The sequence below is a fragment of the Pseudomonas sp. SDO5215_S409 genome (assembly GCF_054071325.1).
On record NZ_JBSVWN010000018.1, the window covers coordinates 66,151 to 92,668 of the forward strand.

20 protein-coding genes are annotated in these 26,518 nt (G+C 62.8%); 10 read left to right on the forward strand and 10 right to left on the reverse strand.

The features are described 5' to 3' along the window. Positions 1-71: 71 nt before the first annotated feature. The 8 genes from ACW9H9_RS12065 to ACW9H9_RS12100 form a co-directional block, all read right to left on the reverse strand. Positions 72-1,640 (reverse strand): ABC transporter ATP-binding protein, encoded by a 1,569-nt coding sequence (locus tag ACW9H9_RS12065; protein ID WP_457343360.1) that lies wholly within the window; start codon positions 1,638-1,640, stop codon positions 72-74. A gap of 1 nt (position 1,641) precedes the next feature. Next, positions 1,642-2,664 (reverse strand): ABC transporter permease, encoded by a 1,023-nt coding sequence (locus ACW9H9_RS12070; RefSeq protein ID WP_457343359.1) that lies wholly within the window; start codon positions 2,662-2,664, stop codon positions 1,642-1,644. Continuing rightward, on the reverse strand, positions 2,664-3,728 hold the full coding sequence (locus tag ACW9H9_RS12075; RefSeq protein WP_457343358.1) for a microcin C ABC transporter permease YejB: 1,065 nt from the start codon (positions 3,726-3,728) through the stop codon (positions 2,664-2,666). Before ACW9H9_RS12075 ends, ACW9H9_RS12070 begins: the two co-directional genes overlap by 1 nt. Continuing rightward, complete coding sequence (locus tag ACW9H9_RS12080) at positions 3,715-5,562, reverse strand: extracellular solute-binding protein (protein ID WP_457343357.1); 1,848 nt, start codon at positions 5,560-5,562, stop codon at positions 3,715-3,717. Before ACW9H9_RS12080 ends, ACW9H9_RS12075 begins: the two co-directional genes overlap by 14 nt. 108 nt (positions 5,563-5,670) lie before the next feature. Then, positions 5,671-8,331 carry a TonB-dependent receptor gene (locus ACW9H9_RS12085; protein ID WP_457343356.1) on the reverse strand — a complete coding sequence of 887 codons (2,661 nt, stop codon included), beginning with the start codon at positions 8,329-8,331 and terminating at the stop codon, positions 5,671-5,673. 131 nt (positions 8,332-8,462) lie between these two features. Next, positions 8,463-11,366 (reverse strand): TonB-dependent receptor domain-containing protein, encoded by a 2,904-nt coding sequence (locus ACW9H9_RS12090; RefSeq protein ID WP_457343355.1) that lies wholly within the window; start codon positions 11,364-11,366, stop codon positions 8,463-8,465. A 98-nt stretch (positions 11,367-11,464) separates the two neighbouring features. Then, on the reverse strand, positions 11,465-12,409 hold the full coding sequence (locus ACW9H9_RS12095; RefSeq protein WP_457343354.1) for a FecR domain-containing protein: 945 nt from the start codon (positions 12,407-12,409) through the stop codon (positions 11,465-11,467). Then, a complete protein-coding gene (locus ACW9H9_RS12100; protein WP_457343353.1) occupies positions 12,406-12,918 on the reverse strand; it encodes a sigma-70 family RNA polymerase sigma factor in 513 nt (170 codons plus the stop codon). Before ACW9H9_RS12100 ends, ACW9H9_RS12095 begins: the two co-directional genes overlap by 4 nt. 277 nt (positions 12,919-13,195) lie before the next feature. Between ACW9H9_RS12100 and ACW9H9_RS12105 the strand changes: the two genes are divergently transcribed. Both ACW9H9_RS12105 and ACW9H9_RS12110 read left to right on the forward strand, forming a co-directional pair. Next, complete coding sequence (locus tag ACW9H9_RS12105; protein ID WP_457343352.1) at positions 13,196-13,468, forward strand: DUF2790 domain-containing protein; 273 nt, start codon at positions 13,196-13,198, stop codon at positions 13,466-13,468. Between the two features lie 93 nt (positions 13,469-13,561). Further along, on the forward strand, positions 13,562-14,419 hold the full coding sequence (locus ACW9H9_RS12110; RefSeq protein WP_457343351.1) for an SDR family oxidoreductase: 858 nt from the start codon (positions 13,562-13,564) through the stop codon (positions 14,417-14,419). Between the two features lie 13 nt (positions 14,420-14,432). Here the strand turns inward: ACW9H9_RS12110 and ACW9H9_RS12115 are convergent, their stop codons facing one another. Continuing rightward, positions 14,433-15,347, reverse strand: a complete 915-nt coding sequence (locus tag ACW9H9_RS12115) for a site-specific integrase (protein WP_457343350.1) — start codon at positions 15,345-15,347, stop codon at positions 14,433-14,435. 116 nt (positions 15,348-15,463) lie between these two features. After that, the gene (locus ACW9H9_RS12120; RefSeq protein WP_457343349.1) at positions 15,464-16,249 is read right to left on the reverse strand and encodes a M949_RS01915 family surface polysaccharide biosynthesis protein; all 786 of its coding nucleotides are present in this window, start codon (positions 16,247-16,249) and stop codon (positions 15,464-15,466) included. Positions 16,250-16,705: 456 nt separating this feature from the next. Between ACW9H9_RS12120 and arnC the strand changes: the two genes are divergently transcribed. The 8 genes from arnC to ACW9H9_RS12160 are packed head-to-tail and all read left to right on the forward strand — an operon-like array spanning position 16,706 to position 26,023. Beyond that, a complete protein-coding gene (gene arnC, locus ACW9H9_RS12125; protein ID WP_457343348.1) occupies positions 16,706-17,740 on the forward strand; it encodes an undecaprenyl-phosphate 4-deoxy-4-formamido-L-arabinose transferase in 1,035 nt (344 codons plus the stop codon). Continuing rightward, entirely contained in the window at positions 17,737-19,728 is a 1,992-nt protein-coding gene (gene arnA / locus ACW9H9_RS12130; protein ID WP_457343347.1) for a bifunctional UDP-4-amino-4-deoxy-L-arabinose formyltransferase/UDP-glucuronic acid oxidase ArnA, read from the forward strand. Before arnC ends, arnA begins: the two co-directional genes overlap by 4 nt. After that, positions 19,728-20,612, forward strand: coding sequence for a 4-deoxy-4-formamido-L-arabinose-phosphoundecaprenol deformylase (gene arnD, locus ACW9H9_RS12135; protein WP_457343345.1), 885 nt, complete (start codon positions 19,728-19,730; stop codon positions 20,610-20,612). Before arnA ends, arnD begins: the two co-directional genes overlap by 1 nt. Further along, entirely contained in the window at positions 20,609-22,267 is a 1,659-nt protein-coding gene (arnT, locus tag ACW9H9_RS12140; RefSeq protein WP_457343344.1) for a lipid IV(A) 4-amino-4-deoxy-L-arabinosyltransferase, read from the forward strand. The genes arnD and arnT overlap by 4 nt, the downstream gene beginning before the upstream one ends. Then, positions 22,264-22,611: a 4-amino-4-deoxy-L-arabinose-phosphoundecaprenol flippase subunit ArnE gene (gene arnE / locus ACW9H9_RS12145; RefSeq protein WP_457343343.1), complete on the forward strand. Its 348-nt coding sequence runs from the start codon at positions 22,264-22,266 to the stop codon at positions 22,609-22,611. The genes arnT and arnE overlap by 4 nt, the downstream gene beginning before the upstream one ends. After that, the gene (arnF, locus tag ACW9H9_RS12150; RefSeq protein ID WP_457343342.1) at positions 22,608-23,021 is read left to right on the forward strand and encodes a 4-amino-4-deoxy-L-arabinose-phosphoundecaprenol flippase subunit ArnF; all 414 of its coding nucleotides are present in this window, start codon (positions 22,608-22,610) and stop codon (positions 23,019-23,021) included. The genes arnE and arnF overlap by 4 nt, the downstream gene beginning before the upstream one ends. Further along, on the forward strand, positions 23,018-24,397 hold the full coding sequence (locus ACW9H9_RS12155; RefSeq protein WP_457343340.1) for a UDP-glucose dehydrogenase family protein: 1,380 nt from the start codon (positions 23,018-23,020) through the stop codon (positions 24,395-24,397). Before arnF ends, ACW9H9_RS12155 begins: the two co-directional genes overlap by 4 nt. A 3-nt stretch (positions 24,398-24,400) precedes the next feature. Further along, on the forward strand, positions 24,401-26,023 hold the full coding sequence (locus ACW9H9_RS12160; RefSeq protein ID WP_457343339.1) for an ArnT family glycosyltransferase: 1,623 nt from the start codon (positions 24,401-24,403) through the stop codon (positions 26,021-26,023). Positions 26,024-26,518 lie beyond the last annotated feature (495 nt).

The window sequence follows — 26,518 nt, forward strand, 5'->3', positions numbered from 1 at the left end:
GGCTTAACTGCACATGCGGAAATACCCTTTTGGAATAAGCTAACAACAGAAAACCAGCGCCACCTTGCGCGTCAGAACGACGCCGCCAGCAACGCCTGGGTGTAGGGATGGCGCGGTGACTCGAACACCCTCTGTGCCGCGCCCTGCTCCACCACATCGCCGTCCTTGAGCACGATCAAGTCATGGGCCAGGGCGCGCACCACCGCCAGGTCATGGCTGATGAACAGGTAGGTCAGCCCGTGCTCGGCTTGCAGGCGGCGCAACAGGTCAACGATCTGGCGCTGCACCGTGCGGTCGAGTGCCGAGGTGGGTTCGTCGAGCAAGATCAGTTGCGGCTTGAGCACCAGCGCACGAGCAATGGCGATGCGTTGGCGCTGGCCGCCGGAAAATTCATGGGGGTAACGGTGCCGGGCGCCAGGGTCAAGGCCCACTTCATGCAGCACCTCGATCACGGCCTGTTCGCGTTGCCGGGCGTCCAGCCCGCTGTGCACCTGCAAGCCTTCGCCAATGATCTGCGCCACGCTCAGGCGCGGGCTGAGGCTGCCGAACGGGTCCTGAAACACCACTTGCAGGTGTTTGCGCAACGGGCGCAACGCCTTGCCGCGCAGGGTGTGCAGGGTTTGCCCGGCAAACTCGATCTGCCCGCGCGCCTCCACCAGCCGCAAAATCGCCTGGCCCAGGGTGGACTTGCCCGAGCCCGACTCCCCGACAATCCCCAGGGTCTTGCCCCGCTGCAGGTTGAACCCTACCCCCTTGACGGCGTGCAGGTAGGACCGCGCCCACGGCCAGCCGCCTTTCAGTGCAAAGCGCACCTGCAAATCCTCAACCCTCAGCAAGGTGTCGGTGTGGGCCCGCGGCACCGCGCTGCCACCGGGTTCGGCGTTGAGCAATTCGACGCTGTAGGGGTGCTGGGGCGCGGCGAACAACCGCTCACAATCGGCCTGCTCGACGATCTCTCCGCGGCGCATCACCGCCACCCGCTGGGCGATGTGGCGCACCAGGTTCAAGTCGTGGCTGATGATCAGCAACGCCATGCCCAAGCGCTGTTGCAGGCTTTGCAGCAGCAACAGGATCTTGCGTTGCACGGTCACATCCAGCGCGGTGGTCGGCTCATCGGCAATCAGCAACTGCGGCTCGCCCGCCAATGCCATGGCGATCATCACCCGTTGGCGTTGTCCGCCCGAAAGCTGATGGGGGTAGGCCTTGAGGCGTTTTTGCGGCTCGCCGATGCCCACCTGTTCAAGCAGCTCCAGAATGCGTTCGCGCGCCGCCGCGCCCGCAAGGCCGGTGTGTATGGCCAGGCTTTCTTCGAGTTGACGCTGCACCGTGTGCAACGGGTTGAGGGCGTTCATCGGTTCCTGGAAGATCATCGCGATGCGGTTGCCGCGCAGTTCGCGCAGGCGCCGTGGCGACGCGCCCAGCAGTTCTTCGCCCGCAAAGCGCAGGCTGCCCTGGATCTGGCAGGTGGCAGGTTCGAGCAGTTGCAACAGACTGTGGGCGGTCACCGACTTGCCCGAGCCCGACTCCCCGACCAGCGCCAGGCACTCGCCTGCGCGAATATCCAGGTCGATGCCGTGCACCACTTCATGGCCATTGAACGCCACTCGCAGGTTGCGCAACTCCATCAGGTTCTCACTCATTTCACGTCCTCGGGTCAAACGCATCGCGGCAGGCTTCGCCGATAAACACCAGCAACGACAGGATCAGCGCCAGCGCACAAAAGGCGGTCAGCCCAAGCCAGGGTGCTTGCAGGTTGTCTTTGCCCTGGCCGATCAGCTCACCGAGCGAGGCACTGCCCGCCGGCATGCCAAAGCCCAGAAAGTCCAAGGCAGACAAGGTGGCAATCGCCCCCGTCAGAATGAACGGCAGGTAGGTCAGGGTCGCGCTCATGGCGTTGGGCAAAATATGCCGCCACATCACCTGGGCATCGGCCACGCCCAGCGCCCGCGCCGCCTTGACGTACTCCAGGCTGCGGCTGCGCAGGAACTCGGCCCGCACCACGTCCACCAGGCTCAGCCAGGAAAACAACGCCATGATCCCCAGCAGCCACCAGAAATTGGGCTCCACGAAGCCCGACAAAATGATCAGCAGGTAGAGCCCCGGCAACCCTGACCACACCTCCAGCAAACGCTGGCCCAGCAGGTCGACCCAGCCGCCGTAGTAGCCCTGCAAGGCGCCGGCCGTGATGCCGATCACAGCGCTGATCGCCGTTAATGCCAGGGCAAACAGCAGGGAAATGCGCGTCCCGAAAATCACCCTGGCCAGCACGTCCCTGGCCTGGTCATCGGTGCCCAGCCAGTTATCCGGGCTGGGCGGGCTTGGGGCGGGCACCGTGAGGTCGAAGTTGACGGTGTCGTACCCAAAGGCGATCGGTGCAAACAGCATCCGGCCGCCCTGCCCCTGGATCAGGTCCTTGACCTGTGCACTGCGATAGTCCGGCTGGAACGGCAGTTCACCGCCAAAGTCCTGCTCGATGTAGCGCTTGAAGGCGGGGAAGTACCATTGGCCCTGATACGACACCCACAGGGGTTTGTCATTGGCGACCAGGTCGCCGCCCAGGCTCAAGGCAAACAGGCCGACGAACAGCCAAAGCGACCACCAGCCACGGCGATGGGCCTTGAAACGCGCCCAACGGCGGCGGCCCAAGGGGGACAGGTTGAACATCAGGCGGCCCTCTGGGAGAAGTCGATGCGCGGGTCGACGAGGCTGTAGCACAGGTCCCCCAGCAGTTTTATCAGCAAGCCGAACAGCGTGAAGATGAACAAGGCGCCAAACACCACCGGGTAATCCCGGGCGACAGCTGCCTCGTAACTCATGCGCCCCAGGCCATCGAGGGAGAAGATCACTTCGATCAGCAGCGAGCCGCCGAAAAACACCGTCACCAGCGCCTGCGGCAAACCGGCGACCACCAGCAGCATGGCGTTGCGAAACACATGGCCGTACAGCACCTGGTGCTCACTCAGGCCTTTGGCCCTTGCCGTGACCACGTATTGACGGGAAATCTCATTGAGGAAGCTGTTCTTGGTCAGCAGCGTCAGCGTGGCAAAACCGCCGACCACCAAGGCGCCGACCGGCAGCACCAAGTGCCAGAAGTAATCGGCCACCTTGCCCAGCGCACTCAACTGGTCGAAGTTTTCCGACACCAGCCCGCGTACCGGAAACCAGTCCAGGGCCGAGCCACTGCCAAAGGTGATGATCAACAGCAAGGCAAACAGAAACGCGGGCATCGCATAACCGATGATGATCGCGGCGCTGCTCCACAAATCGAACCGGCTGCCGTTGTACACGGCCTTGCGAATGCCCAGCGGGATCGACACGAGGTAAGTGATCAGGGTGGCCCACAGGCCCAGGGACAAGGTGACCGGCAGCTTTTGCAGGATCAGGTCGGTGACCTTGGCCCCACGGAAAAAGCTCTTGCCAAAATCCAGCCGGGCGTAGTGCTTGAGCATCAGCCACAGGCGCTCGCCCGCCGGTTTGTCGAACCCGTACTGGCGCTCGATATCGGCGATCAGTTTGGGGTCCAGGCCCCGGGTGGCGCGGGACTCGCCACCCACGGTCTCGACGTGCCCACCGCCCACCGCACCGGCGGTGCCGATACCCTGCAGGCGCGCAATGGCCTGCTCGACCGGCCCGCCGGGCGCGGCCTGCACAATTACGAAGTTGACCAGCAGGATGCACAACAAGGTGGGCACGATCAGCAATAGGCGCCGCAGGCTATAACCCCACATGGCGGTCCCCCCCTGGGCGTTGCAGCCACTGGCGTTGGGTCAGGGCCTGGGGGCTGATTTCCCACCAGGTTTCCAGGCCCGCATCGTACCGAGGGGCGATGTTCGGGCGGCCGAAGCGGTTCCACCACACCGTGGAAATGCCCGGCGGGTAGTAGTTGGGAATCCAGTAATACCCCCACTGCAACACCCGATCCAAGGCATGCGCGTAGCGCAGCATGGTCTGGCGGCTATCGGCCTGGGCCAGCCCGGTGAGCAAGGCATCCACGGCCGGGTTGCGCAAAGCCATGAAGTTGTTGGAGCCTGGGTCATCGGCACTTTCGCTGCCGAAATAGTTGAACATCTCCCGCCCCGGCGCCTGGCTGACCGGGTAGCCGCTGACGATCATGTCGTAGTCGCGAACCCGCACCCGGCTGGTGTATTGCGCGCGGTCCACGTCGCGGATGTCCAGGCGTACGCCGATCTGCGCAAGGTTGCGCTTGAACGGCAGCAGCAGCCGTTCAAAGCCTTTTTGACCGTTCAAAAAGGTGAACTGCAACGGCTCGCCACGGGCGTTCACCAACTGGTCCCCCCGCGGGGTCCAGCCCGCCGCTTCGAGCAACTTCAAGGCCTGCAGTTGTTGCGGGCGAACATTGCCGCTGCCGTCGGTCTGGGGGGCCTGGAAGACCTGGGTGAAGACTTCATCGGGGATTTGCCCGCGCCAGGGTTCAAGTATTTTCAGCTCCTGGGCATCAGGCAATTGGGTGGCCGCCAGCTCGCTATGGGAAAAGAAACTGCGCTGGCGGATGTACAGGCCGCGCATCATCTGGCGGTTGCTCCACTCAAAGTCCCACAGCAGGGCAATGGCCTGGCGCACGCGTCGGTCCTGGAACGGCGGCCGTTGCAGGTTGAACACAAACCCCTGGCTCCCCTGGGCCGCACCGGGCGCCAGGTGTTCACGTACCAGGCGCCCGTCGCTCAGGGCCGGGCCGTCGTACCCGATGCTGTAGGCGGTGGCCGAAAATTCGCGGTTGTAGTCAAAGGCGCCCGCCTTGAGCAGTTGTTGCGCGATGCTGGTGTCGCCAAAGAACTCCACACTCAGGCGATCAAAGTTGTACAGCCCGCGTGTGATCGGCAGGTCCTTGCCCCACCAGTCCTTGACCCGCTCGAAGTGCACGCTGCGCCCGGCATCCACCCGGCTGATGCGGTACGGGCCGCTGCCGGGCGGTATTTCAAACCCGGCGCCGTCGGCGAAATCGCGACTGCGCCACCAGTGTTCGGGCAACACCGGCAGGCGCGCCAGGTCCAGGGGCAAGGTGCGGTTTTCGCGGGTCTTGAAGCTGAACCGCACCTGGGTCGGTGACTCCACCACCACGTCCGCCACATCCGCAAATTGCAGGCGGTATTGCAAGTTGCCCTGGGTGGTGAACAGCTTGAAGGTGTAGCGCACGTCGTCGGCGGTGATCGCCGTGCCGTCATCGAACCGTGCGGCGGGGTTGAGGTAGAAACGCAACCAGCTGTGATCGGGGGCCAACTCCATCTGTTGGGCGACCAGGCCATAGACGCTGTAGGGCTCGTCCAGCGAACGGTAGGCCAGCGGCGCGTACAGCCAGCCATCGACATCGGCCACGCCGGTGCCTTTGTCGATGTAGGGAATCAAGTGGTCGAACTGGCCGATTTCCAGGGCCGAGCGACGCAGGCTGCCGCCTTTGGGGGCGTTGGGGTTCACATAGTCCAGGTGTTGGAAACCCGGGGCGTATTTGGGCGCATCGCCATAGACCGTCAAAAACGGCTGCGGCGCCGCGTACAGCAACGGGCTGCACAGCAGGCAGGCCAGGGTGAATGTGGGGAGGCGCATCGGTCCATCCTTTTTCAACGCCGGACGCGTTCCGTTGCACACACTTGGTATGTGCAACGGCACCGCCCTTTTTATAGCGCTAACGTTAGATCCATTGATTATTAAAAATCAGAAGTTGTAACTCAGACGGGTATAGAGCGTGCGCCCGAAGGGGTCGGCGTATTTGGGGTCGTAGCCACTCTGGAACGCGTAGGTCTGGTTGCTGAACGGCGGTTCGCGGTCGAACAGGTTTTTCACGCCCAGCGTCACCGCGACGGTTTTACGCCAGGTGTAGGTGCCCGCCAGGTCCCACACGCTGTAGGCACCCACTGCGTCGTGGCCCTCGCGGTTGGCGTCGTTGTAGCCTGCGGTGTAGCGGTTGGTCAGCGTGGCGCCGAACGGGCCACGGGTCCAGGTGCCGGTCAGGCTGTGACGCCAAGGGGCCACGGCGCCCGCGGTGGAGAACTCGCCACCGCGGAAATCACCGCGCTTGTCGATGTAATCGCCCTTGAGCTGCTCCTGGTATTTGTAGCGGCTGACGTAGGTGCCCTGCAGGCCGATGCCGAAGTCGCCGATGGCGCTGCTCGGGAAGCGGTAGTCCAGGCTGACATCGACGCCGTTGGTCTTGGTTTTCCCCAGGTTGGCAAGACCGGTGACGATGTGGTCGATGGACCCGTCGGCCTTGCGGATCAGCCGGTCGGCGTATTCGTCAGGGTTCTCGAATACCGACGACTCGGGAAATTCAGCGATCTGATTGGCGATGGTGATCCACCAGAAGTCCAGCCCGGCGGTCAGGCGTTCCACCGGCTGCGCCACAAACCCCAAGGTGACGTTGCGTGCGGTTTCCGGGCTCAAGCCGTCGTTGCCACCGTTCTGGCGACGAAACTGCTGGGCGCAGTCCCGGTTGCCGAGCCCGCCGTTGGCCGGGGTGCCGCCGGGGCACAGGCGCGGGTCGTTGTAGTTGGCCACGGTGTAGCTGGTGTACGTGGGGTTGTACAACTCATACAGCGACGGTGCGCGAAAGCCCTCGCTGTAGGCGCCGCGCACCACCAGTTCCTTGAACGGCTGGTAGCGGAACGAGTATTTGGGGTTGGTGGTGCTGCCAAAGTCGCTGTATTTGTCATGACGCACCGCTGCCGACAGTTCGAGGCTGTCGAGCACCGGCACATTCAGCTCGGCGTACTGGGCCGACACACTGCGGTTGCCGGACACCGCGCCATTGGGGTCGACGCCCAGGCTCTGAATATTCTCGGCAAACTGGGCGAAGTCCTGGTGGTAGTCCTCTTTGCGGTATTCCCCGCCCAGCGCCAGGCCGGCAGGACCTGCGCCAAACCAGTCACCGATCTCGCGGCTCACGCGCCCGTCGATGGCCTTGACCCGGCCCACGGCCGTGGCGTAGTTGCCGGTGATGGCGGCGCTTGCCAGCAGCGCCTGGCCTGCGGCGGTTTGCGGGCCAAACGGGTTGATCACGCCGTTGGCGATGCCCTGGCTGATGGTCTGGTCGTTGACGTAGCCGTCCAGCACGCTTTGCACGACCTTGTTCTGGTTGTACGAGCCGCCGACGTTGTAGTCCCACCCGGCCACGCTGCCGTCAAAACTCAACAGGAGCCGCTGGCTGGTGTTGTCATCTTCATGCTTGCGCGCGCCCGCATCGGACTCACGCCAGTTCACGTCCACCGGCTGGCTGGGGTCCAGGGCAAAGCCGCTGGCCCCGGGGGTGATGCCGTTGCCGGGATAGAACGGCGTGCCGGGGTTGACCTGATTGCCCATCAAGGTGCCGGGGCCGATTTGCGTACGGTTTTCGTTGCGCGCCCAAAAGTACTCCAGGCTCACGGTGTGGTCATCGGCCAGCTTGCCGGTGGCCTTGGCGAACGCCGAGGTTTTCTCGGTTTCGGGCACCAGGTCAAGGTAGCTCCACAGGCTCTGGCGGCAGATGCCGTTGCGCGACAGCAACCCCGGCGCGTTACAGCCGCTGCCGGCCAGCGGGTTGGTGGCATGGCTGCCCTGGCTCCAGTTCGCCGGGGCGGCGGTGCCCGAGGTGAAGTCCAGGCCGCGCCCTGGCTGGTAGTTGTAGGTGTAGTCGCGGTCTTTGGCCGCCAGGCGTGTTTGTTTGTCATAGCTGACCACGCCGAACACGTTGAACCGGTCCTGCTCCAGGTCGCCCAGCCCATAGCTGGCGTTGAAGTTATGGGTGTCCCCGCCGCCGGAACGCGTGGGTGAGTCATAGCCGGTGGAGAGCTGGCCGCCGGTCACGCTTTTTTTGGTGATGAAGTTGATGACCCCGCCGATGGCGTCGGTGCCGTACAGCGCCGAGGCACCGTCACGCAGCACTTCCACACGGTCGATGGCCGCAAACGGAATGGTGTTCAGGTCGACGCCCGAGCCATTGGTGTTGCTGACCGCGTTGTTGCCCAGGCGCCGACCGTTGAGCAGCACCAGGGTTTTGTTCGCGCCGATGCCGCGCAAATCGGCAAAGGCCGCCCCACCGCTGCTGGAGCCCACCGAGCGCCCCGAGCCGATCGAGGACTGGTTGGCGGAAATCCGGTTGATCAACTCTTCGGTGGAGCTCACGCCCTGCTCGCGCAGTTGCTCGACCCGAAGCACCGTCACCGGCACCGCCGTTTCGGCATCCACCCGGCGGATCGCGGTGCCGGTCACTTCCACACGCTCAAGCTGATGGGTGGGTTCGGTGTCTTGAGTGGACGCGGTGTCCGCCAGTGCGGGCAGCGCGTTGAGGGCCAGCAGCAACGTCATGCCTTGGCGGGCGGTAAAGGGGGTGAAGCGTTTCATGGATGACATCCCTGTGAGGTGGTGATGCAGGGATGTGCGACGAGCCGGATGTTTTTATAGGCCCGCATTTAGACCGTTGAGGCATGAGCTTATGCGCCATGCAGGCGGGGGCGCTGGCCCCCGCCTGCGGTTCAACTGCCGAAGTGATAGCTCACGTCCAGCCACCATTGGCGGCCGTAGGGGTCGTAGTTGCCCACGGGGTAATTCGGCCAGCCAGCCGAGTCATCCCGCTTGATCTGGTTGAGCAGGTTGTTGACCGTCAAACCGACGCTGGCCCGATCACTGAGTGCGTAGCGGGCACTGGCGTTGAGCACGGTCCAGGGCGATAAACGGCCGTCCCCCGCACCGTTGGTCACACTGCCGTAGCGAATGGCGGCAAGGGTGGCGGTGGTTTTCTCGTAGTCCCAGGTCAGGCTGGCGTTGACCTTGCTGCGCCAGTCGTAGACGGTGGTGGACGTGCGCCAATCCTGGGTCGGGGCGTCCTTGGACTCCTTGTAGAAGCTGGACAGCACCAGGGTGTAGCCAAGGCCTGCGTTAAACGCACCGTACTGCCCGGCGCCCCAACGGATATTGCTCTTGAAGTCCAACCCGCTGACGCGCTGGCTGGCGGCGTTGATGGCATTGATGTTGATTCTTTGCAGCTTGTTGGGGTCCACGGCGGCATTGGCCGGGTTGCGCACGACGTGCGCCAGGATGCCCTGGCAATAGGCCGAATTGAGGTCTTGCTGCCCGCTGCGGCAGGCATTTTCTTCTTGCAGCAGGCGGTTTTCATCGACGGTGGTCAGCAAGTCGTCGATCTGCACCCGCCAGTAATCGGCAGAAAAGTCGAAGTTGCGCGACGGCGACCAGACAAAGCCGTAGGTCCACGACTTGCCCCGTTCGGAGGTCAAATCGGCATTGCCGCTTTGAGTGTCGTTGACGATGCCTTTCTTGCAGGCCCCCTCCACGCCCTGGCTGCACCCGTAGTAGTCGATCTGCGACGGGAAATACCCATTGGCGTCGGCCTGGTAGATGTAGTTGAGGTCGGGTGCGCGAAAGCTGGTGCCGTAGCTGCCGCGCACCAGCAAGCTGTTCAGCGGGCGCCATTCCAGGCCCAGGTTGTAGGTGCTCTGCTGTTCGGTGCGGCCGCTGAATTTGTATTGGTCCCAGCGCCCGGCGGCGGTGGCCAGCAGGCTGTCGGTGACCGGCACACTGAATTCGGCGCCCGCTGCGTAGCGCTTGCGTGAGCCGCCCGAGGACTGGGTCGGCGCGGTGCCGTAGAAGCTGCCGTCGTTGAGGCCGCCGTCCGGGTCTACGCGGTATTGCTGTTTGCCCACTTCCAGGACACCTGCAAACCCCACGGGGCCGGCGGGCAAGTCGAACAGCTCGCCGTTGATCGAGCCGGTGTAGTTTTGCGACACCGAGCGGCTGGTCTGGGTCAGGTTGCGGCGAAACTGCTGCCATTCTTCCGGCGTGAGTGGGCGGTCCAGCCGATCGGCGTCCGGGGCGTACACCGGGTAACCGTTTTGCGTACCCAACTGGGGCCCGAGGAAATAGTCCTTTATGGACGATGCCGGGGTGTAACGCGTGGTGCGCACGCTGCGGTACACCGAGCGGTTGGCCGCCAGGTCGTAACCCCAGCTGGTGTTGGCGATTTTGTCGGACAGGCCCAGGGTGCCGGTCCACGAGGTGTCGGTCCATTTGCTGTTGTTGGTGGTGCGCCCGCCCAGTTCCTCTTCACCGAAGCGGCGATACCAACGCTCCAGGTTGCCCGAGGTCTGGTTGATGAAGTCCGGCGAGGTGAAGGTCGGGCCACGGGTGTTGTTCTGGATATGGTCCAGGCCGTACATCAGGTCGGCGAACACCTGGCCGGTGTCACTGAAATGCCAGGTGCCACGGGTGTAGCCGTCGTAGTTTTCCTTTTGCGTCTGCACGGTCCAGTAGTCGCTGTAGACCTGATCGGTCTGGCAGCGGCCGGCGTTGTTGTACAGGTGGTTGCCAAACGTCCCTTGATAGGCGCCGCATCCCGGCCCCAGGTACTGGCCGGTGCCCAGGTCGCGGCGGTAACCGATATCCGCCAGGCTCTGGCCATTTTTCATGAAGCCGCGGTCGTCCGCCCAGATCGGGTCACGCCGGGTCAGCTCCAGGCCGAACAGGCCGTCGAAGTCGCCCCAACTGCCGCCGCCGCTGAGTTGCAGGCGCTGGTTGTCGCCACCGCCCCGCTCGGTGGTGCCGCCTTTGAGGTTGACGTCGAGGCCGCTGATCTTGTCTTTGAGGATGATGTTGACCACCCCGGCGATTGCGTCCGAACCATAGATCGCCGAGGCGCCGCTGCTGAGGATCTCGATGCGATCGATAATGGCCGAGGGAATATTGGCAAGGTTGGTGAAGTTGACCTTGCCGTCATACGGCGTGGGGTAATCCGCCACGCGTCGGCCGTTGATCAACACCAGCGTGTGGTTGGGCCCCAGGCCTCGCAAGTTGAGCGCACTGGCGGCGGGCTGCCAGGTGTTGCCGTAGTCTTCACCCTGGCTCATGCCGGTGTTTTGCGTCTGGCTGGCCAATGCGTCGTAGACGTTACGGTAGCCCTTGGCCTCCATTTCCTGGTGGGTAATGGTGCTGACCGGCGTGGCGCCTTCGGTTTGCGCACGAGCAATGCGCGAGCCGGTCACGGTGACTTTTTCCAGGGCGTAGTCGGCGCTTTTGCTCACCCCGGCAGCGGCCTTGGGCGGGGGTGGCGGCGCCGGGCGCACGGTCACGCCCTGCTCGCTGTAGTCGGCTTGCAGGCCGCTGCCCTGCAAGGCCTTGCTCACCGCCTGGTGACCGTCCAGTGCCCCTTGCACCGCGGCACTGCGTTTGCCCCGCACCAGGGCCTGGTCGAAGGAAATCATCACGCCGGTCTGGCGCGAAATGTTGAGCAGCACCTCGTCCAGCGGGCCGCTCGCCAGGTTAAAGGTGTAGACCTGCGGCGCCGGGGTCTGGGCCAGCGCCAGTGTCGGGGCAAAAACCAGCAGGGTCGCCAGTGCCAGCGGGGGTAAGTGGTGTTTGAGGGACATCGTCTGAAACCTCCCTGTGAGTGGATGTACAGGGAATGAGCAGTAAGCCGGGGGTTTTTATAGGCCTGCCATAGGCCAAGATGTTCTGGCGCTATAACTTAGCGAGGATCGATGCTGACCCAGTAGTCACTGTGGTAGCTCACCCGGATCGGCAAGGAGCGTTGCAACAGCGCCAGCGTGTGCTCGGTGTCGTCCAGCGGATAAATACCGCTCAGGCGCAGGCCGGCCAGCTGCGGGTCCAGGCGCACAATGCCGTGGCGGTAGTTGCGCAGGCGGCTCACCACGTCGCCTAACGTGCGGTCATGCACCTCAAGCCGCCCCTCGGTCCAGGCCGCCTCGTCGCCCCGCACCCGTTCGACCGCGAGCACGCCCTGGGCGTCGAAACGCAGCTGCTGGCCGGCCTGCGCGATCTGCCGGACGCCGCTGCGGGTGACCACCTCCACTTGCGAATGCAACATCACCAGGCGCGTGGCGGCGTCATCGCGCTGGACCAAAAAGCGTGTGCCCAGCGCACGGATCAGACCGTGTTCGGTTTGCACCACGAACGGCCGCGCCACGTCGCGGGCCACGTCCACCCACAGTTCGCCCTCGTGCAGCGCCAGCAGGCGCTGCTGAGCATCGAAACGCTGCACCACGCGGCTGCGGGCATTGAGGGCCAGCAAGCTGCCGTCTTCCAGCGTGAGGCGCTTGCGTTCGCCCGTTGCGGTATACAACTCCCCCGCCAGCCCCCACCAGCCCAGGCTACGCCCGGCCACCAGCGAAGCGCTCGCCAGCAACAGGCTGCCGAGCACAAAGCGCCGACGGCTGGAGGGCGCATTGAGGCTATGGCGCAGGGTGTCGCTGGGCATCCGGCGCAACGCGCCAGCCTGCAACAGACGCAGGCCACCGCTCATTTGATCGATGACCTGCTGGTGGCGTGTATCTGCCCGGCACCAGGCCTCAAAGGCAGCGCGCTCTTGCGCACTGACGTGTTCGCCTTCAAGCCGGGCCATCCATAACGCGGCTTCCTCGATGACCAGCGCATCGGCGCGCGCCAGGCTCATGCGGGCGCCATCACGTGGTAACAGCGCTTGAAGGCATCGGCCATGTATTGCTGCACGCGGCTGGTGGACACCTGCAAGCGCTCGCCAATCTGGCTGTAGCTCAACCCGTCCAGTTGGTGGTACAGAAACGCGGCCTTGGCCTTGGCACTCAAACCGTCCAGCAGACGGTCCACGGCCAGCAACGCCTCGATCACCAGCGCCCGCTCTTCGGGGGACGGATGCACCTGCTCGGGCGCGTGGGCCAGGCTGGCCAGGTAGGCGCGCTCCAGGTCCTGGCGACGCCAGCCCTCGTACACCAGCCGTCGGGCGATGGTGGTCAATAATGCGCGGGGTTCACGGATAGCGCTGGGATCGGGCAATGCCAATACCCGCAGGAAGGTTTCGGACGCGATGTCCTGCGCGCTGTGATAACACCCCAGGGAGCGACTGACGGCACCGCACAACCATTGATAGTCCCTTTGAAACATTTGCCCGATCAACGTGTGACCGGGGGGCTGTTGAACACCCATGCGAAGCTCCCTCACAAATCCGCTCTGCGGCTTTAAAACGTAAGTCTTGCTGACCTGTTACCCGCTCAGGGTTGAGGAGCGGACTGTGCCGGAGAGTCGTTCTGCTTTGGAAGTAATAAAAAATATACAAAGCCGACAAAATAGGCATAAGAACAACCGCACATTGATTCTGCTGATGTTCATTATTGCCACGCGAGCGTTCAAGCTCCGCGCGGCAACCCCCTAGAGTGGCAAGCACAGTCAAGCCACCCTCCCGGCGGTGGTGATGGAGGTTGTCATGCGTTACCCATTCATCGCTTTACTCAGTCTGTTCAGCACCCTGGCGTTTGCCAGCGGTGAAACACCCGCTTCGGAGGCAAACGCCAGCGCCCCGGACAGCCAGACCTACGACTATTCCCAGGACCTGGACATCGCCAAAGTGGTGCGTGTGACCAGCGATGCGTCCAACACCTGCGGCCAGGTCAAGGGGCATATGGTGTATGTCGACAGCCAGGGTGTGCGGCACGAGTTGCAGTACCTGCGCCTGGGCGATGCCTGCGAACACGGCTGACACCATTCGTCGGGGTGGACGGGCATCGGTTACAACTATCGCCAGGCGGGTCATCACTAATCCATGAACCCTGTGACATTCATGGAGACTGCTATGAGCGATTACCCACGCCCGCCCTTCCCCCGCCAGGCCCAGGCCGTTCCCGGCACGCAAGGCAAGATGGAGCCGTACCCCGATTGCGGCGAAAAAAGCTACCGCGGCTCCGGGCGCCTGGCCAATAAGATCGCCCTGATCACCGGGGCCGACAGCGGCATCGGTCGCGCCGTGGCCATTGCCTTTGCCCGCGAAGGCGCTGACGTGGCCCTTGCCTACCTGGACGAGCATGAGGACGCCAGGGAAACCGCCCGCTGGGTGGAAGAAGCAGGCCGCCAATGCCTGTTGCTGCCCGGCGATATCGCGCAAAAAGCCACCTGCCAGGCCCTTGTCGACCAGACGGTGGAACAGTTCGGTCGCATCGATGTGCTGGTCAACAATGCGGCATTTCAAATGACGCATCAGACCTTTGAAGAGATTCCCGACGAAGAATGGGTCAAGACGTTCGATATCAACATCACGGCGATGTTTCGGATTTGCCAGGCCGCCGTACCGCACATGAAGGCCGGCGGTTCGATCATTAATACCAGTTCGGTGAACTCGGACATGCCCAAGCCAACCCTGCTGGCGTACGCCACCACCAAGGGCGCTATCGCCAACTTCACCGGCGGCCTGGCGCAACTGTTGGGGGACCGGGGTATCCGCGTGAACAGCGTGGCGCCGGGGCCGATCTGGACGCCGCTGATTGTCTCGACCATGCCCGAGGAGGAAGTACAGAATTTCGGCGGCCAGACCCCGCTGGGGCGCCCGGGTCAGCCGGTGGAAGTGGCGCCGATCTACGTGCTGCTGGCCTCGGACGAAGCCAGCTACATCTCGGGCTCACGGTATGCCGTGACCGGCGGCAAGCCGATTCTCTAAGGCCTGAGGCTGGTCAGAGATCGAAGCGGTCCACCGCCCGCCGCCGCTCGTTGTCGTCACGCACGTCATAGGCGGCGGTGGTCTGGATATTGGTGTGGTGGGCCAGTTTTTGCGCGATCGACAGGTCATGCTCTTCGATCACCCGGGTAATGAATGAACGGCGAAAGTCATGCGGCATGATCTTCACGCCCACCTGTTCGCCACGCTGGCGGGCGATGTAGTAGATCGCATGTTTGGTGATGCGCTCGCGAGTGATATGGCTGCCGCGCCGGATGCGGTTGAACAAAAACGCGTCGTCCTGTTCGCCGTCCTTTAAGTGGCTGCGACGGTAGTCGAGCCATGCCTGTAGTTTGGCGAATGCCCAGGCGGGCGCGTATTTGATCAGTTCTTTATTGCCCTTGCCGGTTACCCGCAGGCTGCGTTCTTCAAAGTTGACCTGGGCCAGGTCCAGGTCGACCGACTCGGACTTGCGCATCCCTGTGCCATACAGCAGGCCAATCACCGCGGCGTCCCGCAGGCCTTGCGGGCGCGGGTCGGCGGCGCAGACCTCCATCAACTCCCGAATCAAGGTGCGCCGCAGGTTGCGCCCCTGGCTCAGGCGCGTGCCGCCCATGGCCTTGACCGAGCGCATTTTGAGCAGGTGGTCCTGGCTGATCAGGCTCAGGCGCCAGGCCTCGTTCATCACGCCGCGCACGGCATTGACGTACAGCGACGAGGTATTCGGCGCGTACCCGTCCGCGCGCAGCACCGCCACCAGCGCCATGACCTGTTCGGGCTGGAGCAAGTGCCAGTCGATGTCTTCCAGGCCCAGGTCTTCAAAGCCCAGGCGATCGGCAGCGTCTTGCAGCACATAGCGCATGGTGAGCTGGCTGGAAGGCGCCAGGCGGGTGAGGTAGAGGGTGAGCGGGTTGCGGGTAGACTCAGTCAAGCGAGATCAGCCTTTGGATTAAATACATCGACTAACTTTTTGTTTTATCGACGTATTTAGTGAATTGGCGAGCGCAGAGTCTACCGCAGGCCCGGCGCTGGCACAAAACCCCGGGCTTATTCTTGATCATCCGGGCGGTCGGGGGTTTGCTGCTGGCCCCAATCGGCATCCTGTTTCTGCATCAGCGCAAACCAGTGCTGGCGCATGAAGTCCAGGTAGGCCTTGGGCGCCTTGGCAAAGTCCTGTTCATCGCCATAACAGCCCGGCAGCGGCAGCTCGGTGCCCTGCTCTTTATATTGGCTGACCAGCGCCTGTTGCGCGCCCGCGCTGCAGTCTTTGGGCAAGGGCATGCCTTGCAGGGCGCCGGCGTCTTCGTCCCACCAGCTGGCGCCGTTACGGTCGATGCCGCGCAGGCGGTACTTCTGCGACTTGCCCACGTGCATGATCAACTTGAAGTCATTGGGGCTGACATCGCTGGTGCAGGTACGGCCATAGCCGACCGTGACCTGGCTGATGCCATCGGCCAGCAGGTCGGTGACCCGGGTGGCGTCCAGGTTGAAGTGGGCGGCGGCGTCGAACTCGCAATGCTGCACATCGTCATAGAGCATCCACACGCGCTTGGGGCGCTCGCCGTCCAGCAGGTACTGGGCCGCGTAGACAAACGCCGACTGCGCGCCGTCGTCATCACGCTCGCTGACTTGTTCGGCGAGCACCAGCAGGTTTTTGCCCTGCTTGTCGTTCCAGGTGTAGGCGCCCACCTGTTTACCCCGCACTTCGACGCCTTCCGGCACCTGGTCAATGGCGGTAAACGCCACCGAGTCATCGGCCCGTACGGCCATTGCACACACCATGGACAACCACATCACCATCAACACTGGCCGTAAAAACTGCACGCTGTTCATCCGACTACCCTGGCAAGAGACGGCTTACTTTACCGGCACTTGCGTGCCAATGCAGAGAAGATTTATCCACAATGAACAATCGCTCGCCACCGGCGGTCTGCTGCCTGCAAGCCCAGAAAGGCGCTGGCGGCCCGCTACCTGAACACCAGCTGTCTACCTGCCAGAAAAACGACTTTTTCATCTGCGTTTCATATTCGTTAAACATTTTTGCGCTTAATCTTGGCGCACGACTTGGGAGCAAACCGCACTTTGCACGTTAACCCGTTGATTCCGCTTTACCTTTGAGCGTTTTGGTCTTTAATCACTCAAGCCAAGGAAGACCCATTACAACCCGCCGGACTGTTGAATGAATGCCAAGAATCCACGTTTGCGTTTAATCAGCCGCTTGCTGTTCAAAGCCGCCGATGACTGCTGTCTTTACGCTCCAAGTTGATCCAACCCCGAGGTCATGAATCTTTGAAACCCTACCCAATTGATTGTGTGTCGATCGTCATACCGGTCTACAACGAACAAGAGAGCCTGCCCGAATTGCTGCGCCGCACCCTCGCGGCCTGCAAACAACTGGCCTACAGCTACGAAATCATCCTGGTGGACGACGGCAGTCGCGACAACTCGGCCCAACTGTTGGAAGACGCCGCCGCCGAGCCCGGCAGCAACGTGGTCGCGGTGATCCTCAACCGCAACTACGGGCAACACGCGGCGATCATGGCAGGCTTTGAACAATCGCGTGGCGAGGTGGTGATTACCCTCGACGCCGACCTGCAAAACCCGCCAGAAGAGATCCCGCGCCTGGTCGAACAGGCCGCCCTGGGCTACGACGTCGTCGCCACGGTGCGTAACAACCGCCAGGACTCGGCCTTGCGCCGCTGGCCGTCGCGCCTGATCAACCTGGCCGTGCAACGCTCCACCGGCGTGGCCATGAGCGACTACGGCTGCATGCTGCGCGCTTACCGCCGCACTGTGGTAGACGCCATGCTCGCCTGCCGCGAGCGCAGCACCTTTATCCCGATCCTGGCCAACGGCTTCGCTCGCCACACCACGGAAATCCTGGTGCATCACGCCGAGCGTGAACACGGCGACTCCAAATACAGCGCCATGCGCCTGATCAGCCTGATGTTCGACCTGCTGACCTGCATGACCACCACGCCGCTGCGCCTGCTCTCCATCGTGGGTTTCAGCCTGGCTGCGCTGGGCATGCTGTTTGCCTTCGCATTGATCGTGCTGCGCCTGGCGTTCGGCGCAGTCTGGGCAGGCGACGGCATGTTCGTGCTGTTCGCCGTGCTGTTCGTGTTTACCGGCGGTCAATTCATTGGCATGGGCCTGTTGGGTGAATACCTGGGCCGCATGTACAGCGATGTGCGCGCCCGCCCACGCTTCTTCATCGAAAAGGTGCTGCGCAACCAACCGGCCACCCCGGCGCCGGTTGTCGTCGTTGACGGGCTGGCCACTTCTCACTCTTCCACTTCCCCTTCCGATCAGGTTTCGTCATGAGTTCAAACGCCGTTGTCTTCGCCTACCACGATATTGGCTGCGCAGGCATTGAAGCCCTGCTGAACGCGGGTTACACCATCGCCGCCGTGTTCACCCATGCCGATGACCCCAAGGAAAACAACTTCTACGGCTCCGTTGCCCAGCTGTGCGCCCGCAACGGCATCCCGGTACATGCCCCGGAGGACGCCAACCACCCGCTGTGGATCGAGCGTATCGCCAAGCTGAAGCCGGACTACATTTTCTCGTTCTACTACCGCAACCTGCTGAGCGAAGCCCTGCTGGCCACCGCCGCCAAAGGCGCGTTCAACCTGCACGGCTCGCTGCTGCCGCAATACCGTGGCCGCGCACCGGCCAACTGGGTGCTGGTCAACGGCGAAACCGAAACCGGCGTGACCCTGCACCGCATGGTCAAGCGTGCCGACGCGGGCGCCATCCTGGCCCAGCACGCCGTGGCCATCGAGCGCACCGACACCGGCCTGAGCCTGCACGGCAAACTGCGTGACGCCGCCGCCAACCTGCTGCGCGACGCCCTGCCACAACTGGCCCAGGGCAAGCTGACCGAAACCGCCCAGGACGAAAGCAAGGCCACCTATTTTGGTCGCCGCACCGCTGCCGACGGCAAGCTGGACTGGAAAAAGCCTGCTGAAGAGCTGTTCAACCTGGTCCGCGCCGTGACCCAGCCCTACCCGGGCGCGTTCTGCGCCGTGGGCGAGCACAAGCTGATCGTCTGGAGCGCCGAGGTCGTCAAGGGCAACGAAGGCCTGGCACCCGGCCGCGTGATCAGCGTCAACCCGCTGCGCATCGCCTGCGGTGAAGACTCGCTGGTGGTCACCTTTGGCCAGCGCAATGACAACGGCCTGTACCTGGCCGGCCCTTCGCTGGCCGACGAGCTGGGCCTGGTGGACGGCTCCGTGCTGCGTGGCGCCGAGTCGGGCCGCAAGCCACGTCGTACCCGCGTATTGATCCTGGGCGTGAACGGCTTTATCGGTAACCACTTGTCCGAGCGCCTGCTGCGTGACGACCGTTACGAGATCTACGGCCTGGACATCGGCTCCGACGCCATTGAGCGCCTGCGCAGCCACCCTAACTTCCACTACGTGGAAGGCGACATCAGCATTCACTCCGAGTGGATCGAATACCACGTCAAGAAGTGCGACGTGGTGCTGCCGTTGGTGGCCATCGCCACCCCGATCGAATACACCCGCAACCCGCTGCGCGTGTTTGAACTGGACTTTGAAGAGAACCTGAAACTGGTTCGCTACTGCGTCAAGTACAACAAGCGCGTGATCTTCCCGTCGACGTCCGAAGTGTATGGCATGTGCCAGGACCAGTACTTCGACGAAGACACCTCCAACCTGGTGGTGGGCCCGATCAACAAGCAGCGCTGGATCTACTCCGTGTCCAAGCAACTGCTGGACCGCGTGATCTGGGCATACGGCGCCAAAGGCCTGAACTTCACCCTGTTCCGTCCGTTCAACTGGATGGGCCCGCGCCTGGACCGTCTGGATTCGGCCCGTATCGGCAGCTCCCGCGCCATCACCCAGCTGATCCTGAACCTGGTGGAAGGCACGCCGATCCGCCTGTTCGACGGTGGCGAGCAGAAGCGCTGCTTCACCGACATCGCCGACGGCATCGAGGCGCTGGCACGCATCATCGACAACGACAATGACGTGTGCAACGGCCAGGTCATCAACATCGGCAACCCGGAAAACGAAGCCAGCATCCGTCAATTGGGCGAAGAGCTGCTGCGTCAGTTCGAGGCTCACCCGCTGCGCAGCAACTTCCCTCCGTTCGCAGGTTTTCGCGATGTGGAGAGCAAGGCGTTCTACGGCACGGGTTACCAGGACGTGGCGCACCGCAAGCCAAGCATCGAAAACGCCAAGCGCCTGCTGAACTGGGAGCCGACCGTGGAGATGAGCGAAACCATCGGCAACACCCTGGACTTCTTCCTGCGTGAAGCCATGCTCGAAATCGCGGACAAGCGCTGATGCAGGCAGGTCTACGCATCGACGTCGACACCTACCGAGGCACCCGTGATGGGGTGCCGCGGTTGTTGGAGCTGCTGGAGGAAGCCGGGGTAAAAGCCACGTTTTTCTTTAGCGTCGGGCCGGACAACATGGGGCGCCACTTGTGGCGCCTCATCCGCCCGCAGTTCCTGTGGAAGATGTTGCGCTCCAACGCAGCGGGCCTGTATGGCTGGGACATTTTGCTGGCCGGCACCGCCTGGCCCGGCAAACCGATTGGCCGTGACCTGGGGCACCTGATGCGCCAGGCCAAGGCTGCCGGCCACGAAGTGGGGCTGCACGCGTGGGACCACCACGGCTGGCAGGCCAACACCGGGCGCTGGAGCGATGCGCAATTGACCGAGCAGACCCGCCGGGGTGTGGACACCCTGAGCGACATCCTCGGTGAACGCATCGACTGTTCCGCCGCGGCCGGCTGGCGGGCGGACGAGCGCGTGGTGCAGGCCAAGCAGGGTTTCAACTTCCGTTACAACAGCGATTGCCGTGGCACCAGCCTGTTCCGCCCGACATTGGCGGACGGCAGTGCAGGCACGCCCCAGATTCCGGTAGACCTGCCGACCTTCGACGAAGTCGTCGGGCCGGTGGTGGCTGCCAAGGATTTCAATACGTTCATCCTCGACCGGTTCACCGCGTCGGCGCTCAACGTTTATACGATCCATGCAGAAGTGGAAGGGATTCTAATGGCTAATGAGTTTCGCCAGTTGCTCGCCCAGGCAGGGCAGCGCGGCATTGATTTCACCCCGCTGGGCAACCTGTTGCCCCACGACCTGACCACCCTGCCCCAGCAACAGCTGGTGCGCGGCGCGCTGAGCGGCCGCGAGGGTTGGCTTGGAGTGCAACAGGCATGATCCGGCGGTGGGCGTTGCCCCTGCTCGTGGTGGCATTCGGGTTGTTCTACCTGCTCCCGCTGACCACCCACGGCTTGTGGATTCCGGATGAAACCCGGTATGCCCAGATCAGCCAGGAAATGCTCCTGACCGGTAAGTGGGCCTCGCCGCACTTCATGGGCATTCGCTACTTTGAAAAACCGGCAGCCGGGTACTGGATGATCGCGCTGGGCCAGGCGATCTTTGGCCAGAACCTGTTCGGTGTACGGTTTGCCTCGGCCTTGAGCACGGGCCTGAGCATCGTGCTGGTGTACCTGGTGGCCCGGCGCTTGTGGAACGATCCGCGTAAAAGCCTGGTCAGCACCGTGCTGTACATGAGCTTTGCAAGCGTGGCGTTTCTGGGCGGGTACGCCAACCTCGACCCGCAGTTCACCTTGTGGGTCAACCTGACCGGCGCCGCCTTGTGGTTCTGCTTTGACAGCACCACCACGCGCGGGCGCTTGTGGTCGTGGGCGTTGCTCGGGTTCGCCTGCGGCATGGGCTTTATGACCAAGGGGTTTCTCGCCTGGTTGCTGCCGGTGCTGATCGCCCTGCCCTTCGCCCTCTGGCAAAAACGCTTCGGCGAACTGCTGCGCTATGGCCTGGTGGCGGTCGCGGTGGCCATCCTCGTGAGCTTGCCGTGGGCCCTGATGGTGCACCTGCAAGAGCCGGACTACTGGAACTTCTTCTTCTGGCACGAGCACATCCAGCGCTTTGCCGGTGAAGATGCCCAGCACTCCGAACCCTGGTGGTATTACCTGCCGCTGATGCTGGCGTTCAGCCTGCCGTGGATGGCCTTGCTGCCCTCCACCGCACGCCAGGCGTGGCAGGCAAAAAGCACGGCCAGCACCGCGTTCCTGGTGCTGTGGCTGGTGATGCCGCTGGCGTTCTTCAGCCTGGCCAAGGGTAAGTTGCCGTCCTACATCATGCCGTGCCTGCTGCCGCTCGCCCTGCTGATGGGCACTACACTGGCCGACAAACTGGCCCAGGGCCGTGCCCGCGTGTTGCGCATCAACGGCTGGCTCAACCTGGTCATTGGCGTGCTGGGCCTTTTGACCCTCACCTGGTTCCAACTGAAAAAGCCGGTGTATGCGCCCCACCAGGAGCTGTCGAGCCTGGTGCTGGTGTTTTTGTTTCTGTTCGGCTGGATCGTCGCCAACCTGCTGCAAGCCGCACGCCCGTTGCAGCTGTGGGCCGCGCCGGTGTTCGGCAGCTGGTTGCTGATGGCGCTGGTGCCGGGCGCGCTGCCGCATTCGGTGGTTTACAACAAGACCCCTGACCAATTCATCATCGACCACCTGGCCGAGCTGCAACCGGCCAAAGCGCTGCTCAGTAACGACCTGGGCGCCGCTTCAGCCTTGTCGTGGCGCCTGAAGCAGCCGGACGTGACGCTGTACAACACCGTCGGCGAAGTGAAATACGGCATTGCCTACCCCGACACCGCGTATCGCCGGGTTGACCTCACTCAAGTCCAGCAATGGATGACCCAAGCCCGCAGCAAAGGCCCCGTGGGCGTGGTGATGCGGGTCAAGGGTGATGACGAGCGCCAGGAAGTCGAGCTGCTGCCCAAAGACGGTAAACGTTACGAGCAAGGCAACATCGTGATCCTGATATTCGACCAGGTCGGCGCGCCATGACCACCCTGCTCCTGCTACTGGCCGCCTGCCTGCTGACGTGCATGGGCCAGGTTTCGCAGAAATTTGCCGTGGAAAGCTGGCGTGACCTGCCCGACGGCTGGGCGCTGAAGCTGCGTTCGCCGTGGCTGTGGGCCGCGCTGCTGTGCCTGGGCCTGGGCCTGTTGGTGTGGTTGTTGGTGTTGCAACGCCTGGAAGTCGGCATCGCCTACCCGATGCTCAGCCTCAATTTTGTACTGGTCACGCTGGTGGCCCGCTTTGTCTTTCGTGAACACATCGATGCCCGGCATTGGCTGGGCGTGGCGCTGGTGATTGCAGGCGTCGTGCTGCTGGGGCGTCACGTATGAGCCAGGTGCGTGGTTTTGCGCTGGCATTAGGCAGCGTGGCCCTGGTGAGCGGCGCCCAACTGGGCATGCGCTGGAGCATGACGCGCCTGCCATTGCCGGCCGACTGGCTGACGGCGCTGGGCAGCGGCAGCATCGACCTGGGTGCACTGGGCGTGGTGACGCTGGCGATCATCGCGTATGCCCTGTCGATGCTGTGCTGGCTGGGCGCCCTCAAGCACCTGCCGCTGGGGCGCGCCTATTCGCTGCTGAGCATCAGCTATGCACTGGTCTACCTGCTGGCGGCCAGCCTGCCGGTGTTCAACGAACATTTTTCGCTTTCAAAAACTGCGGGGGTGGCCTTGGTCATGCTCGGAGTCCTGACTATCAACTCTCGTCGTGTTAGCAGCACAAGTCCCAGGAATACCCCATGAAAATCAGTGTATTTGGTAGTGGTTACGTCGGTCTGGTGCAGGCCACCGTATTGGCCGAGGTGGGTCACGATGTCATCTGCATGGACGTTGACGAGAACAAGGTCAAGTTGTTGCAACAGGGCCACGTGAGCATTTTTGAGCCGGGCCTGTCGGCCATGGTCAAGGAAAACCTGGAAAGCGGCCGCCTGCGCTTTACCTACGACGAAAAACTCGCGGTGGAACATGGTGAAGTCTTGTTCATCGCCGTGGGCACGCCGTCGGACGAAGACGGTTCTGCCGACCTCAAATACGTACTGTCGGTGGGCGATGCCGTCGCTCGTCATCGGATCGAGCCGGTCATTCTGGTAGAAAAGTCCACCGTTCCTGTAGGCACCGGCGACACCCTGCGGGCACATATCGAGAAAAACCTGCTGAACGCCGGCCGCAGCCTGCAATTCGATATCGTCTCCAACCCCGAGTTTCTCAAGGAAGGCTCGGCCGTTGCCGACTGCCGCCGCCCGGACCGCATTGTGATCGGCTGCGAGCGCGAAGAAGTGCGCGACGTCATGCGTGAACTCTACGCGCCGTTCAACCGCAACCACGACCGCATCATTTTCATGGACCTGCGCAGCGCCGAACTGACCAAGTACGCCGCCAACTGCATGCTGGCCACCAAGATCAGCTTTATCAACCAGATCGCCGAGCTGGCCGAACACCTGGGCGCCGACATCGAAGCCATCCGCCTGGGCATCGGTGCCGACACGCGTATCGGCTACCACTTCATCTACCCGGGCTGCGGCTACGGCGGCTCGTGCTTCCCCAAAGACATGCGCGCCCTGATCCACAGCGCCAAGGAAGCCAACTGCTCGAGCGACCTGCTGGAAGCGGTCGAGGCGATCAACCAGCGCCAGAAGAGCAAGCTGTTTGAACGCGTCAACGCGTTCTTTAAAGGCGACTTGCGCGGCAAAACCTTTGCGATCTGGGGCCTGGCGTTCAAGCCCAACACCGATGACATGCGCGACGCGCCAAGCCGGGTGCTGATGGAAGCCCTGTGGGCCGCTGGCGCCAACGTGCGGGCCTTCGACCCTGAAGCCATGCAGGAAACCCAACGCATCTACGGCGACGACCCGCGTCTGATGCTCATGGGCACGCCAGAGTCGACCCTCAGCGGCTCCGACGCGCTGATCGTCTGCACCGAATGGCAGCAGTTCAAGGCGCCGGACTTCGACTTGATCCAGCAACGCCTGAAAACCCCGGTGATCTTCGACGGCCGCAACCTGTACGACGGCGAGCGCCTGGCCCGCCGTGGCTTGCAGTACTACCCGATGGGCCGTGGCGACTCCTGCAAACTGCCGATTCCGCAGCAGCAGTGGGTCTCCCAGGCTGAGGAAGCCTGAGACGTGGACAAAGCTCTCCGGCCCCTGCTCAGTCCGACGATCCGCCGACAATCGCTGGGGCTGGGGCTCCTGGCACTGATCCTGTTCATCGCCGGTAACTGGCACCAGGCAATCATTGGGTTCGACTCGCGCTTCGTGCTGTTTGCACAGGAGATGTTGCGCCATGGGCCCGGGTTCTTCCCCACGACCTACGGCCAGCCGTACGCCGACTACCTGTCGACGTCGACGTTGTTCACCTGGTTGTTGTCGTTGCCACTGGGTGAAGTCACCAGCCTCACGGCATGGCTACCCACGGCCATCGCCTCGGCGGTGATCGTGGTGCTGGTGTACCGGCTCACGGCCCCCTACTCCCGGCGCTGGGGCCTGTTGAGCATCGCCTTGTTGTTGTTCAGCAGCACGTTTATCAGCGAAACCCGCTCGGTATCCCTCGACCAGATGCTGGCGGCGGTGTGCCTGGCGGTGTTTTACCTGGGCTATGCGCACGATCACCTGGGCGCAAGCAAACGCCTGCACTGGTTGTTCCTGCTGCTGATCCTGGGGTTTGCCATCCGCGGGCCGATCGGCCTTGTGATCCCCACCGGCATGCTGTGCAGCTACTACCTGGTCAACCGTCAATGGCGCCAATTCTTCAGCTTCGGCCTGCTGGCCCTGGCCTTGTTGGTGGCGTGCGTGGGCCTGTTGCTGTTGCTGGCCAAGCTCAGCGGTGGTGAAGGGTTCATGCAGGACGTGATCCGCATGCAGTTCCTGGGGCGCATGGACGGCAGCGAAGGCTCCAGCGGTGTGCTGTATTACTTCAGCAGTTCGCTGGGCAACTACGCGCCGACCTACCCGTTGGCGGTGCTGGTGGTGCTTGCGCTGCTGATTAAAAGCCACCGCCAGCCGGGGCCTGCGCTGCAACTGGTGATGTACTGCATCGCTGCCGGGCTGATCGTGATGATCGGCTTGTCGGTGCCTCAGGCCAAGAAGGCCCGCTACATCCTGCCGATGATACCGATGGCAGCGATACTGGCGGCTTATCCGTTCCAGGCCACGCGGGGTCGCGTGTTTGCGTGCCTGCGCGGCGTGATGCTGGCGCTCTGGGTGGCGGTGCCGGGCCTGCTGATCGTGGCGGTGTTTGTTGCGCTGCGTCGTTTCCCCGAGCAAATTCACGACGTCAAGCTGATTCTCACCCTGCTGGTCGTGCTCCAAACGGTGGTCCTCGCCCTGCTGTTCAAACGCCCGCTACGCCTCGTAGGCCCTGCGTTCGGCGCGGTGCTGGCGGTGTGGGCGGCCTACATCCTCATGGTCGAGCCCCTGGAGCGCCAGCTGTACGACACGCGCACCTTTGCCCTGCAAACACGTGCCTTGATGAAAGAGCAGCCCGCGCCGCTGGTGCTGCACGGGTTGGGCAAGGACGCAAAAGCGATCAAGTTCGTGGTCAATCTCAATTGCGACAAGGTCCCGCTGTTTACCCAGCAGGCCTCGGACCTCAAGCCATTGCAGGGCCCGGTCTGGGTGGTCATGAGCCAGGCCGATTACGAAGGCTTGACTGACCCGCGCATGCGCTCGCTGGTGCCGGTGATGAGCGGCCCGTTCGACAAAAACCCGTACGTGCTGTTGTACCTGGCCAAGCCTGTGCAACCTTGAGGCGGGATTGAACTCGGCGGCGCTGAAACCGCCGAGTTCATTTTTCTCTGTAGTTTTAAGTCTTAAAACGCGTAAGAAACTTCATTATTTAATTAATGTGACCCGCTTCTCAGTAGCAACTACTGAGAAAGTTCCTACGCATCTATCCGTAACTACCCCACTCATTTGCCCTTCCCGCCTTAAATAGGGCTATGTAAACTCGCCAGCCAAACGCGTTAATTAATTAATACATTTTAATCATTTAAAACGGAACCAAAGGCGCGGCCCAGAGCCCTGCGCCCTTTCCAGCGAGAAGCGGCCGCCCATCACCTCACGCCATTCCCGATGCCGCGGCCCTTTTTTCAGCGATAACAATAATTAAGCTTTAAACGGCACAGGACGTTGCCGTTTATAACATTCAGAGGAATACCCCGTGTCCGATTATCAAGTGCCGGCTTCATCTAAGGATGGTCTGAAGTAGGCCACTATGTTTCGACAGCCGAGCCATAGACGCTT

Coding starts and splice junctions, on each gene's coding strand:
- ACW9H9_RS12070 (WP_457343359.1), bottom strand. CDS start 2,664: ATGTTCAACCTGTCCCCCTTGGGCCGCCGCCGTTGGGCGCGTTTCAAG.
- ACW9H9_RS12065 (WP_457343360.1), bottom strand. CDS start 1,640: ATGAGTGAGAACCTGATGGAGTTGCGCAACCTGCGAGTGGCGTTCAAT.
- arnT (WP_457343344.1), top strand. CDS start 20,609: ATGATCCGGCGGTGGGCGTTGCCCCTGCTCGTGGTGGCATTCGGGTTG.
- ACW9H9_RS12100 (WP_457343353.1), bottom strand. CDS start 12,918: ATGGGTGTTCAACAGCCCCCCGGTCACACGTTGATCGGGCAAATGTTT.
- ACW9H9_RS12120 (WP_457343349.1), bottom strand. CDS start 16,249: ATGAACAGCGTGCAGTTTTTACGGCCAGTGTTGATGGTGATGTGGTTG.
- ACW9H9_RS12105 (WP_457343352.1), top strand. CDS start 13,196: ATGCGTTACCCATTCATCGCTTTACTCAGTCTGTTCAGCACCCTGGCG.
- ACW9H9_RS12085 (WP_457343356.1), bottom strand. CDS start 8,331: ATGAAACGCTTCACCCCCTTTACCGCCCGCCAAGGCATGACGTTGCTG.
- ACW9H9_RS12090 (WP_457343355.1), bottom strand. CDS start 11,366: ATGTCCCTCAAACACCACTTACCCCCGCTGGCACTGGCGACCCTGCTG.
- arnA (WP_457343347.1), top strand. CDS start 17,737: ATGAGTTCAAACGCCGTTGTCTTCGCCTACCACGATATTGGCTGCGCA.
- arnE (WP_457343343.1), top strand. CDS start 22,264: ATGACCACCCTGCTCCTGCTACTGGCCGCCTGCCTGCTGACGTGCATG.
- ACW9H9_RS12075 (WP_457343358.1), bottom strand. CDS start 3,728: ATGTGGGGTTATAGCCTGCGGCGCCTATTGCTGATCGTGCCCACCTTG.
- arnD (WP_457343345.1), top strand. CDS start 19,728: ATGCAGGCAGGTCTACGCATCGACGTCGACACCTACCGAGGCACCCGT.
- arnF (WP_457343342.1), top strand. CDS start 22,608: ATGAGCCAGGTGCGTGGTTTTGCGCTGGCATTAGGCAGCGTGGCCCTG.
- ACW9H9_RS12155 (WP_457343340.1), top strand. CDS start 23,018: ATGAAAATCAGTGTATTTGGTAGTGGTTACGTCGGTCTGGTGCAGGCC.
- ACW9H9_RS12080 (WP_457343357.1), bottom strand. CDS start 5,562: ATGCGCCTCCCCACATTCACCCTGGCCTGCCTGCTGTGCAGCCCGTTG.
- ACW9H9_RS12095 (WP_457343354.1), bottom strand. CDS start 12,409: ATGAGCCTGGCGCGCGCCGATGCGCTGGTCATCGAGGAAGCCGCGTTA.
- ACW9H9_RS12110 (WP_457343351.1), top strand. CDS start 13,562: ATGAGCGATTACCCACGCCCGCCCTTCCCCCGCCAGGCCCAGGCCGTT.